8 protein-coding genes are annotated in these 10768 nt (G+C 70.7%); 5 read left to right on the top strand and 3 right to left on the bottom strand.

Features of this window, described 5'->3' with window-relative positions; genetic code table 11:
- The first annotated feature begins 55 nt into the window (after positions 1-55).
- Positions 56-1090, top strand: coding sequence for an L-glyceraldehyde 3-phosphate reductase (gene mgrA / locus J2S57_RS24860; RefSeq protein ID WP_307247187.1), 1035 nt, complete (start codon positions 56-58; stop codon positions 1088-1090).
- 195 nt (positions 1091-1285) lie between these two features.
- Here the strand turns inward: mgrA and J2S57_RS24855 are convergent, their stop codons facing one another.
- The gene (locus J2S57_RS24855; protein ID WP_307247185.1) at positions 1286-2278 is read right to left on the bottom strand and encodes an aldo/keto reductase; all 993 of its coding nucleotides are present in this window, start codon (positions 2276-2278) and stop codon (positions 1286-1288) included.
- A gap of 72 nt (positions 2279-2350) precedes the next feature.
- Between J2S57_RS24855 and J2S57_RS24850 the strand changes: the two genes are divergently transcribed.
- The gene (locus J2S57_RS24850) at positions 2351-3397 is read left to right on the top strand and encodes an enoyl-CoA hydratase/isomerase family protein (protein WP_307247183.1); all 1047 of its coding nucleotides are present in this window, start codon (positions 2351-2353) and stop codon (positions 3395-3397) included.
- 93 nt (positions 3398-3490) lie between these two features.
- Here the strand turns inward: J2S57_RS24850 and J2S57_RS24845 are convergent, their stop codons facing one another.
- Positions 3491-4504, bottom strand: a complete 1014-nt coding sequence (locus J2S57_RS24845; protein ID WP_307247181.1) for an Lrp/AsnC family transcriptional regulator — start codon at positions 4502-4504, stop codon at positions 3491-3493.
- Positions 4505-4619: 115 nt separating this feature from the next.
- Here J2S57_RS24845 and J2S57_RS24840 point away from each other — a divergent pair, with 115 nt between their 5' ends.
- Positions 4620-6140: an MFS transporter gene (locus tag J2S57_RS24840; RefSeq protein ID WP_307247179.1), complete on the top strand. Its 1521-nt coding sequence runs from the start codon at positions 4620-4622 to the stop codon at positions 6138-6140.
- Positions 6141-6318: 178 nt separating this feature from the next.
- Here J2S57_RS24840 and J2S57_RS24835 read toward each other — a convergent pair whose 3' ends face one another.
- Positions 6319-8400, bottom strand: a complete 2082-nt coding sequence (locus J2S57_RS24835; RefSeq protein ID WP_307247178.1) for a methyl-accepting chemotaxis protein — start codon at positions 8398-8400, stop codon at positions 6319-6321.
- A gap of 239 nt (positions 8401-8639) precedes the next feature.
- On the opposite strand from J2S57_RS24835, the gene J2S57_RS24830 reads away from it, so the two are divergent.
- Together J2S57_RS24830 and J2S57_RS24825 are read left to right on the top strand one after the other, a co-directional pair.
- On the top strand, positions 8640-9749 hold the full coding sequence (locus tag J2S57_RS24830) for a hypothetical protein (protein ID WP_307247176.1): 1110 nt from the start codon (positions 8640-8642) through the stop codon (positions 9747-9749).
- Between the two features lie 73 nt (positions 9750-9822).
- A complete protein-coding gene (locus J2S57_RS24825) occupies positions 9823-10749 on the top strand; it encodes an NADP-dependent oxidoreductase (protein ID WP_307247174.1) in 927 nt (308 codons plus the stop codon).
- Positions 10750-10768: the final 19 nt, after the last annotated feature.

Raw genomic sequence — 10768 nt, 5'->3', positions numbered from 1 at the left:
AGCACAGGACACAATGGGCCCGGCACGAATCACCATCCGAAGCTGGAGCGCACCGATGACGTACCGCCCCGACCCCGCCCGTTACGACGGCAGCATGCGCTACCGCCGCACCGGCCGTTCCGGGCTCGACCTGCCGCTGCTGTCGCTGGGCTTCTGGCACAACTTCGGCGACGACAAGCCGTGGGCCACCCAGCGCGACATCGCCCTGCGCGCGTTCGACCTCGGCATCACGCACTTCGACCTGGCCAACAACTACGGCCCGCCCTACGGCTCGGCCGAGATCAACGCCGGCCGCCTGTTCGCCGCCGACCTCAAGCCGTACCGCGACGAGCTGGTCATCTCCAGCAAGGCCGGGTACGACATGTGGGCCGGCCCGTACGGGCAGGGCGGCGGCGGGCGCAAGTACATGCTCTCGTCGCTCGACCAGTCCCTGACCCGCCTGGGCCTGGACTACGTCGACATCTTCTACTCCCACCGCTACGACCCCACCACGCCGCTGGAGGAGACCGCCGCCGCGCTGACCTCCGCCGTGCAGCAGGGCAAGGCGCTGTACGTGGGTATCTCCAGCTACACCTCCGAGCACTCGCGCACGATGGCGAAGCTGCTGCGTGAGGCCGGCACGCCGCTGCTGATCCACCAGCCCTCGTACTCGATGCTCAACCGCTGGATCGAGGACGACGGCCTGCTCGACGCGGCCGAGGACGAGGGCTTCGGCATCATCGGTTTCAGCACGCTGCAGCAGGGCCTGCTGACCAACCGCTACCTCAACGGCATCCCGGAGGGCTCGCGGGCCACCCAGGGCAAGTCGCTGGACGCGAACCAGATCACCGACGAGCTGATCGGCCGCCTGCGCAACCTGGCCGCGGTGGCCGAGAAGCGCGGTCAGTCGCTGGCGCAGCTCGCGCTGGCCTGGGCGCTGCGCGACGAGCGGGTCACCTCGCTGGTGATCGGTGCCTCGTCGGTGGCGCAGCTGGAGCAGAACGTCGACGCGCTGGAGAACCTGGAGCTCGTGCAGGAGGAACTGGCCGAGATCGACCGGGTGCTGGCCGAGACGCCGCAGCCCTCGAGCCTGGTGCCCGACAAGAACTGACCCGTCCCCAGGGCGTGGCCCGCCCCGCACAGCGGGCCGCGCCCCGGCACCGGGCCACGCCTTCACAACCGGGCCACGCCTTCACAACCGGGCCACGCCCTCACGACCGGGGGCCACGCCCTCACAACCGGGCCGCGTCCTCACAACCGGGCCGCGTCCTCACGACAGGCCGCGTCCTCACGACCGGGCCGCGTTCTACGACCAGGCCCGCGCCGAACGCTGTGCCCAGTACTCCCGCGGGTCCTGCGCCCAGGCCGTCAGCCGCTCCACGTCGATCTCCAGGTCGTCCAGACCGTCCAGACCGGCCGCCCCCAGGTTCGCCCGCAACTGCTCGACCGTGACGGCCCCCGACAACACCCGCCACGCCCACGGCTGCGCCAGCGCCGCCGCCGTCGCCACCTGGTCGACGCCGGCCCCGAGCTGCGAAGCCACCTCCCGCGCGGCCACCGCCGCCGGGTGCGGATCGGTCTCCGCCGGGCTCAGCCGCCCGTTCGCCACGGCCTCCTTCACGATCACCGTCGCCCCGCCCGCCGCCGCCTCGGCCAGCGCCGGGCCGGCCGAGGGCTCCAGCAGGTTCCAGGTCGCCTCCACCGACGTGAACAGCGGCTGCCCGTCCACCTCCAGCTCCAGCGCCCGCCGGATCACCTCGCCCTGACGCGGCCCCGACGTGGAGAACCCGACCCGGGTGCCCGCAGCCCGCACCCCGGCCAGCGCTTGGTGCAGCGCCCGGTCGGTGAGCGCGGGCGAGTCCGGCGTCAGCGAGTGGATGTGATAGATCGCCAGGCTCGTCCCCAGCAGCTCCCGGCTCTGCGGGTACTGGTCGCGGAACGCCTCCAGCGAATGGTCTTTCACCTCGTGCACCCCGGCGTCGAGCTGCCAGTCGCCCACGTACCGGTAGCCCCATTTCGACCCGACCACGACCCCCTCCGCCGAAGGCCGCGCCGCCAGCCAGGAGGACAGGAAGTCCTCCGCCAGACCGTACGAACGGGCCACGTCCACGTACCTCACCCCCGCCGCGTGGGCGACGTCGAGGAGCTCGTGACTCAGCGCCCGCAGACGCTCGACGGCCCGCTCCCCCGCCGACGCCCCCAGGTCGGCCGAGCGGGACGGCGTGATGTAGGCAGGCCGGGCCACGGCGGCCAGCCCGAGCCCGATCCGACTGGTGGCAGAGGTCGGGGCAGAGGTCATGGAGAAGATCCTTACCTATGAAGTCGCTCCGGGTAACACGCCGCACGGCACGCGCGGGTAGCGTTCGTGCCGATGTCTGACTCCGATACCTGTGAAGACGTCCGCGTGGGAGTGCAGGGCCACGCCGGACGGATCACCCTCGCCCGCCCCCGCGCCATCAACGCGCTCACCCACGCCATGATCCGCGCGATCTCGGCGGCGCTCGCCTCCTGGCGCGACGACGACGAGATCGAGTGCGTGATCCTGGACGCCGACGGACCGCGCGGCTTCTGCGCCGGCGGTGACATCAAGGCGGTGTCGCTGTCGACGCTCATCGACGGCGGCGAGGGTGCCCGGGCGCTGTGGTGGGACGAGTACCGGATGAACGCGCTGCTGGCCGAGTACCCCAAACCGGTGGTGTCGCTGATGAACGGCATCACCTACGGCGGAGGGGTCGGGCTGGGCTGTCACGCCGGGCCGCGGGTGGTCACCCAGGACACCCGCCTGGCGATGCCGGAGACGATCATCGGGCTGGTGCCGGACGTGGGCGGGCTGTACCTGCTGGCGCGCGCGCCCGGGGAGCTGGGCACGCACCTGGCGCTGACCGGGCTGCCGGTCGGCCCGGCCGACGCGCTGCTGTGCGGGCTGGCCGACGTGCACACGCCGGCGGGCGCGTTCCCGGACCTGGCCAGTGCGACCTCCTGGAAGATCGTGCAGGACATCCTGGCCACCTGGACCACGACCCCGGAGCCGGGCACGCTGGCCGCCGACCAGGAGTGGATCGACCGCTGCTACGCCGGTGACGACGTCGGCACGATCATCGAGCGGCTGCAGAACGACGAGCACCCGAACGCCACCGCCACCGCGAAGACGCTGCTGAGCCGCTCCCCCACGTCGCTGAAGATCACGCTGCGGGCGATCCGGCAGGCCCGTACCGCGACCCTGCGCGAGGTGCTCGTGCAGGACTACCGGGCGATGGCCCACAGCCTCGAGCGCGACGACGTGCGCGAGGGCATCCGCGCCCAGGTCGTCGACAAGGACCGCAACCCGCGCTGGTACCCGGCCACCGTCGACGAGGTCGACCCGGCCGAGGTCGAGCGGGCGTTCACGGTCGCGCCGGGTGGCGATCTCACCTTCTGACCCCCGAACCCCATGAGGGACGCGTCGGTACCCCGACGCTGGTGGGTCACCCCCAGCCCGAAGGGTCAGGGAGCCCCGATTCGGTTCGGGCCCTCAGGACACCGGGGCGGCCAGGCGGCCGTCATGCATGAACGACCCGGCCTGCTTGAGACGCCGCAGGATGGGCGAGATCTCGATCTGCTGGATGCCCGGGATGCCGCCGAGATCGTGCGTCACGTACCGGTAGAGGTGCTCGGGGTCGCGGGTGATGGCGGACGCCATGAGGTTGCGGCTGCCGCTGATCGCGGCGACGTAGGCGATCTCCTTGTGCTCGGCCAGTTCCAGGCCCACCCGGTCCAGGTCGGCCGGGGCCACCGTCAGCCAGATCGTGGCCTGCGTGCCGAGACCCACCAGCTCGACGGCCAGCTCGAGGTCGAAGTAGAACAGCCCGCTGCGCACCAGCTCGTCGAGACGCCGGTGCACCCGCGCGGGACTCCAGCCGGTGGCCTGGGCCAGGCGGGCGACCGGGGTGCGGCCGTCGTCACGCAGCTCGGCCAGCAGCGCGTCGTCGTCGGGACCGATCGGCGTCACCGGGCCCGCCTCGGGATCGCGGACCAGGGCCCGGGACCGGATCTGCGTGACCTGCTCCTCGTCGAGCTCGGCCAGGTTGCCCACCGATCCCAGCCGGTCGTCGAAACGGTGCATGACCAGCTGCGCGGTGAAGTCGATGACCTCCTTGGTGTGCGGGAGGCGGCGCAGCAGCAGCTCCTGCGTGCCGTCGGTGCCATGACCGGTGTGACTCTTGGCGGCGCACAGGATCTCGGTGCCGCCCGCGGTCAGGGAGACCCAGGAGACGTCAGGACGCTGGGCCAGCGCGTCGGCGAGCGGGCCCGCCGCGTCGGGGCGGGCCCGGATGCGCACCATCCAGTTGCCCAGGGCGTTGCCGAACGGATCGACCAGACCGTGGACCCGCAGCACGCCGTGCTCGCGCAGCCGCCGGAAACGCCGGGCCGCCGTCTGCTCGGAGACCCCGGTGAGTGACGCGAAACGGGCGAACGGGACGCGCGGATCGAGACGCAGCGCGTGGATGAGCTGATGGTCGAGCTCGTCGGTCGTGAGGATTTCCATCCGGACACCACCCTTCGACGGAGGATTCTAGCTACTTCGAGACGTACGACGGATGCGGCGGGACCTCCGGAGGGGATCCTGGGGACACCTGACGAAAACTACCTGGAGTCATTCCATGCGTAAGTGGACCCCGTTGCTCGCGGTCTGCCTGGGCACCTTCATGCTGCTCATCGACGTCACCATCGTGAACGTCGCCCTCCCCGACATCACCCGCGACCTGGAAGCCTCGTTCAGCCAGGTGCAGTGGGTCATCGACATCTACGCCCTCAGCCTGGCCGCGCTCATGCTCGGGGCCGGAGGCCTGGCCGACGCGCTCGGCCGGCGCCGGATCTACCTGGCCGGCCTGACGGTCTTCGCCCTCGCCTCGGTCGCCTGCGGTCTGTCGCAGGACATCACCGTGCTCATCATCGGCCGCGCCGTGCAGGGCATCGGTGGCGCCGCGATGTTCGCGACCACCGTCGCCCTCATCAACGTCTCGTACTCCGGACGCGACCGGGGCACGGCCTACGGCATCTGGGGTGCCGTCGCCGGCGCCTCGGCCGGGGTCGGCTCGGTGATCGGTGGCGTGCTCACCGACCTGCTCTCGTGGCGCTGGGCGTTCTGGGTCAACCTGCCGGTGTCGGTGCTCGCCATCGCCCTGTCGATCGCCGTGTTCGCCGACGCCGAGCGCCGTCGCGTGCGGCTCGACGTGCCCGGCATGGTCACGTTCACCGCGGCCGCCGGGCTGATCACCTACGCGATCATCGAGGCCGGCGAGTCGTCGTGGACGTCCCGTACCCCGGTGGTCTCGGCCGTGCTCGGTCTGCTCGCGCTGGCCGCGTTCGTGCTCCTCGAGCGCCGTGCCGAGCACCCGCTGATCGACCTGACGCTGCTGCGCAGCCCGGTGTTCACCGGGGCGGTGCTGGCGGCGGCGGTGCTGTCGTCGGCGGCGTTCGGCTCGAGCGCGCTGGTCTCGATCTGGCTGCAGTCGGTGGTGGGGCTGAGCCCGCTGCAGACCGGTCTGGCCCTGCTGCCGATGTCGGTCGTGGCGTTCGCCGTGGCCGGTTTCCTCTCCAGCCGGCTGCACGGGGTGCCGGTGGCCCGGCCGATCGGTGCCGGGCTGTTCCTGATCGGCTGCGGCAGCCTGCTCATGCTGTTCGTGCGGGCCGGCTCGTCGTGGACGGCCCTGCTGGCCGGGCTGCTCGTCGTGGGCCTGGGGGTCGGGCTGGCCACGCCGCCGCTCACGGCCGCCGCCCTGTCGGCGGTGCCGGTGCAGCGCAGCGGGATGGCGTCGGGGGTGCTGAACACCTCGCGTCAGCTCGGGCTGGCGTTCGGGGTGGCCGTCCTGGGGTCGGTTTTCGCGTCCCGGGCGGCATCGACGCTGAGGGACGCGGGGGTCCCCTCGGCCGACGACGTCGCCTCCGCGGTGGCCGGGGGTCAGACCCAGGTGGTGCTGGCCAAGGCCCCGGCCGCGTTCCACGACCAGCTGCGGACGGCGGTGCACGAGGCCTTCGCGTCCGGGTTGCACGGGGCGTTCGTGATCGCCGGGGGCGTGGGGGTCGTCGGGGCGCTGGTCGTGTTCGCGCTGCTGCGCCGGGCGCCGTCGGAGCCGGACGCTCCCGCGCCCGCGGCCGAGCCGGCGGTCGTGCGGTCCTGACGTTTCCCGGGCGACCCGACCGCGGTCGCCCGGCCGACGCGTCCCTCATCGACACGACCACGACGCCGGTGACCTGACCGCGATCGCCCGACACGGCGTCCCCCATCGGCAGCCTTCTGGGGATGACGCGCAGCAGGGCCGTGGGTGAGAATCCACGGCCCTGCTGCGTTTTGCCGACTCAGCGAGCGAAACGGTCGACCAGGCGGGTCAGTTCGCGGGCGTTCTCGTCGAGCGTGCGGGCGGCCTCGCGAGAGCTGCCGACCGCCTTGAGGGTGCTCGCGACGGTCTCCTTGACCTCACCGATACCGGCGCTGATCTGGGTACCGCCGATCGTGACCACCTCGACGCTCCGGCTCATTTCGGAGGTCACCGAGCTCTGCTCCTCGACGGCGCCGGCGATGGCCTCCTGGAAGCTGCTCACCCGCTCGATGGCCTCACCGATCGCGGTGATCGCGGCCACCGCGTCGTCGGTGTCCGACTTGATCGCGTTGACCCGGGAGGTGACGTCGACGGTCGCCTCCGCGGTCTGGCGGGCCAGTTCCTTGACCTCGTTGGCGACGACCGCGAAGCCCTTGCCGACCTCACCGGCGCGGGCGGCCTCGATCGTGGCGTTCAGGGCCAGCAGGTTCGTCTGACCGGCGATCGCGTTGATGACCTCGACCACGTCGACGATCTGGGCGCTGGAGTTGCCCAGCCGGTCGATGACGGCGCGGGCCTGTTCCGTGCGCTGCACCGTCTCCTGGGCCACGGACGCGGCCTGGGTGGCGTTGCGGGCGATCTCGCTGATGGCGGAGGACATCTCGTTGGAGCCGGCCTCCATCGTCGCCATCGTGCGGGCGACGTCCTCGGCCTCGGTGGCGACGTGCGTGGTGCGGGCGGCGACCGCGTCGGCGGCGCCGGACACCTCGTCACCGACGGTCGAGACCTGGCCGGCGGCCCGGGCCACACCCGTCGCGGTCGTGGCCATGTCGGACAGCAGCGAGCGGATCTCGCCGACCGCCGTGTTGAGAGCCTTGCTCATCTGCCCGATCTCGTCGGTGCCCTCGGTGACCTGCACGTTCAGGTCGCGGCGGGCGACCTTGTCGAGAGCGCCGGTGAGGGTGGCCAGACGGTTGGCCGTGCGGCGGGCCCAGTACCAGGCCAGGCCACCGCCGACCAGGGCGAGCAGGACGGCGGCGATCGCGAGGATGGTCAGCATGCTGGCGCGGCCGTCACTGAGAGCCTCGCTGGCGGCGGCGTAGTCGGGGTTGTAGGTCTGCACCGCGATGGCCCACTTGTAGGGCGCGTAGTACATGACGCGGACGGTGCTGTCGGCGGCCGGGGAGTCGACGCCGGGGAGGTTGTAGTTCGCGGACCATTCCTGGCCCTCTTCGAGAGTTGCTGCGGCGTCGACGATCTGCTGCACGTAGGGGGTACCGTCGGCGTCGGTGACCTCGAGCGGCTTGTCGGTCTCGGTGACCGGAAGACCCGAGGCGATGACGCGGCCGCGGTCGGCCGTCTCGTTGCTGAAGATGGAGATGCCGCCGTGCTGGCCGATCTTGGTGGACGCGACGCTCTCGGTGAGCTCCTTGATCGCGTCGGCCTGGGGAACACCGAAGAAGACCGCACCGACCACGTCGCCGTCCGCGTTCTTCAGCGGGTCGTACGCGGTGACGTACCAGGTGCCCACGACCTGGGCCACACCGCGGTAGGGCTTGCCCGCCTTGATCGCCGCGACCACCGCGTTGGCCTTGCCGTCCGCGCCGACCGACGGGATGTAGGTCCCGATCGCCCGCTTGCCCTCCGCGTTGGGGACGTTGGTCGCCACGCGCAGCAGGTCGCCGTCCGCGTTCATCCGCTGGAAGATCGTGACCGCGCCGCCGACCTTCTCGGCGAGCGAGTCGACGACCGGGGTGCCCTGCTTGACGTTGCGGTTCTGGCCCAGCCACTGGCCGTCGACGCTCACGCGGGGCAGGCTGACCGTGGTCGCCTTCTGGCTGACCTGGTTGACCGCGTTCCAGGTGACGTCCGGGCCGCCGAGCTGCAGGCCGCCCCTCTCCGCAAGGTCCGCCAGCGCAACGGTGTTGGCCCGGTTGACCCGGTCCTGGGTGGCAGCCCCCGCATTGCCCACCAACTGGTAGACCTGGCTGGTCAGGCTGTCCAGCTCGTTGTCCCGCTGATTGGCGATGGTCTCGTCAGCCTTGTTGCTGAACACACCGCTCTGCCATCCGGCCACACCCCCCAGAACGCCCGCCGTCAGCACGATGCTTCCGACGCCCAACAGCAGGAGGGTGGCCCGCAAGGTTATGGTCCGCGACAGTCTTCTCACAGAAAAGTCTTTCGGCAGCGGTAGGAGCGGACTGAAACATCGGATGAGGTTTCCGGTCCCCCGTTCGGAGTACGGGACCGGTCACACGGCTACGTGGAGCTATGGGGCGGGGTTGGATTGTTATGATCCGGTGCTGATTGACCGAGTTGTCGTGGGGGACGGGGAACGGGATGAGTGCGGCGGCTACGGTGGTGAGCTATCTGACGGCTCTGGCGGTGCGACGGGGCGGGGGTGAGGACGGTGACCGCCAACTGCTGGCCCTGCTGACAGACCTGCAGAACACGGTGGCCGCGCGACAGCAGACCGATGTGTTCTTGCGCCGGCTGCAGGAAGACGTCGTGGCGGGCGAGGTGGACCGTTCCACACAGGGCCGGTTGCAGCGGGCGCTGGACGACGGGTTCGGCGGGGACCCGGACTTCGGGCGGCGGGTGACGGATCTGCTGAACCGGATCGAGGCAATGGATGCGCGGCGGGAGACTTCACTGCTGACGGAGACGGCTCGTTCCCTGAAAGGGAGCCCAGGGCTCGAGGGGGCCATCCGGGCGAGAGGCGACTACGCCAGATCTGCCTCCGGCCTTCTTGCCCCGGCACTGATAGCCGGAGGTGTCGCCGTCGTCGTGGTCGCCGGAGCAGTGATCATCATCCGGCCAGGCGACGCGACGCCCAGGCCCGAGACCACATCTGCAGCCAGCCCGGCCCGGTCGTCGACATCACCGGCCGCAGTGGGTTCCGGCGCAGCACCGCAATACGGCGAGTCCGTTGCCTTCCGGAGTCCTGATGGATTCACGTATCAGATCCGTGCCACCGGTCTGGAGCAGACCACAGAGCGACAGGGTGACAGCGCTGCTCCCGGAACGTCCTTCCTGGCCTTGACAATCAGCGAACGAAATCTCTCGGTTGACCGCATGGCTCCCGGTCAGCTCGCGGACAAGTACGGGGCAGGTGCGGTGGCAGTCAGCTTTCCGAGTACAGCCGTTTCCCCCGCGTCGACGGCCTCAGATGAACGATCGTGCTCAGTTGCCGGAGCCAGCGAACCGGGATACCTGGTCCAGGAGGACGCCGCCCGCGGCCGCCCTGTCGGGTCATGCATGTACCAGCTGAGCTGGGTACCAGAGCTTAGTCAGGCCTCGACGCGACTGTCCGCGGATGGGGATCCGTACACGGAGATTCCGGCCGGTGGCTCGAACGCCCTACGAATGCTCAGCACTGCCGCTTTCAACGAGTCCATCGAAAGTGCAGCTGCCAGTGTCTACGTGACCTTTGCCGAATCAGAGGACTGGATAACCGTTCCTGAGCCCTGATCCCACTTCGCCGCGCGTCTTGACGCGGGTTTCGGCAGGATCGGTATCGATGGTGCCGGGTGAAGGAGGAGTTATGGATCGCAGGTGGGTGGCTACGGGGTTCGGGGGGCCGGAGGTTCTCGAGCTTGTGGAGTACGCGGCGGCGGACCCGGGCGTGGGTGAGGTTCGGATCGCGGTACGGGCCGCGGGCATGAACCCGGCTGACTTCAAGGGGTTCGCGGCGGGGCCGGGGAAGGATCCGGCCGTTCTGCCCAAGGTCGTGGGGTTCGAGGTGGCCGGGGTGGTGGATGCGGCCGGGGATGACAGCGGGTTCGGGGTCGGGGACGAGGTTCTCGCGTTCCGGGTTTCCGGCGGGTACGCCAGCCGCATCACCGTGCCGGCCCGGGACGTGTTGCGGAAACCGGCCGGGGTGGGGTTCGCGGAGGCTGCGAACCTGCTGCTCGCCGGGGCTACGGCTGCGGACATGCTGCACGTCACCGCCGTGACGTCCGGCGACACCATTGTTGTGCACGGGGCTTCGGGGGCTGTCGGCGTCAGTGTGCTGCAGCAGGCGCGGGCCATCGGGGCTCGGGTGATCGGGACGGCGTCGGAGCGAAACTTCGACGTCGTGCGAGGTTTCGGCGGAGTGCCCGTCGCGTACGGGGACGGGCTGCTCGAGCGGCTGCGGGAACTGGCTCCGGAGGGGTACGTCGCTGCCCTCGACACGGTCGGTACCGACGAGGCTGCGGACACGTCACTGGCTCTGGTGCAGGACCGGCGCCGTATCGTCACCATCGCCGCCTGGGCCCGCGCCGAGCGGGACGGGTTTCTCGCGGTCGGTGGGAACACCCCGGAGAGCAAGGACTTCCGGGATCGTGTGCGGCAGTCGCTCGTCGACCTCGCCGGTGCCGGGCGGCTCGAGGTACCGATCGCCCGGACGTTCCCTCTCCACGAGGCCCCGGCCGCGCTCGAGGTGCTGATGAGCGGGCACCCCGGCGGCAAGCTCGCCCTCCTGCCGTGACCGCCAGGCCAACCAGGTC

The organism is Kineosporia succinea (assembly GCF_030811555.1).
Taxonomy (GTDB): Bacteria; Actinomycetota; Actinomycetes; order Actinomycetales; family Kineosporiaceae; genus Kineosporia; species Kineosporia succinea.
This window is presented reverse-complemented; position numbering and strand designations above follow the sequence as displayed.

Bases quoted from the DNA above. Each gene is read 5' to 3' on its own strand.
- mgrA (WP_307247187.1), top strand. From the start codon at position 56: ATGACGTACCGCCCCGACCCCGCCCGTTACGACGGCAGCATGCGCTAC.
- J2S57_RS24855 (WP_307247185.1), bottom strand. From the start codon at position 2,278: ATGACCTCTGCCCCGACCTCTGCCACCAGTCGGATCGGGCTCGGGCTG.
- J2S57_RS24850 (WP_307247183.1), top strand. From the start codon at position 2,351: ATGTCTGACTCCGATACCTGTGAAGACGTCCGCGTGGGAGTGCAGGGC.
- J2S57_RS24845 (WP_307247181.1), bottom strand. From the start codon at position 4,504: ATGGAAATCCTCACGACCGACGAGCTCGACCATCAGCTCATCCACGCG.
- J2S57_RS24840 (WP_307247179.1), top strand. From the start codon at position 4,620: ATGCGTAAGTGGACCCCGTTGCTCGCGGTCTGCCTGGGCACCTTCATG.
- J2S57_RS24825 (WP_307247174.1), top strand. From the start codon at position 9,823: ATGGATCGCAGGTGGGTGGCTACGGGGTTCGGGGGGCCGGAGGTTCTC.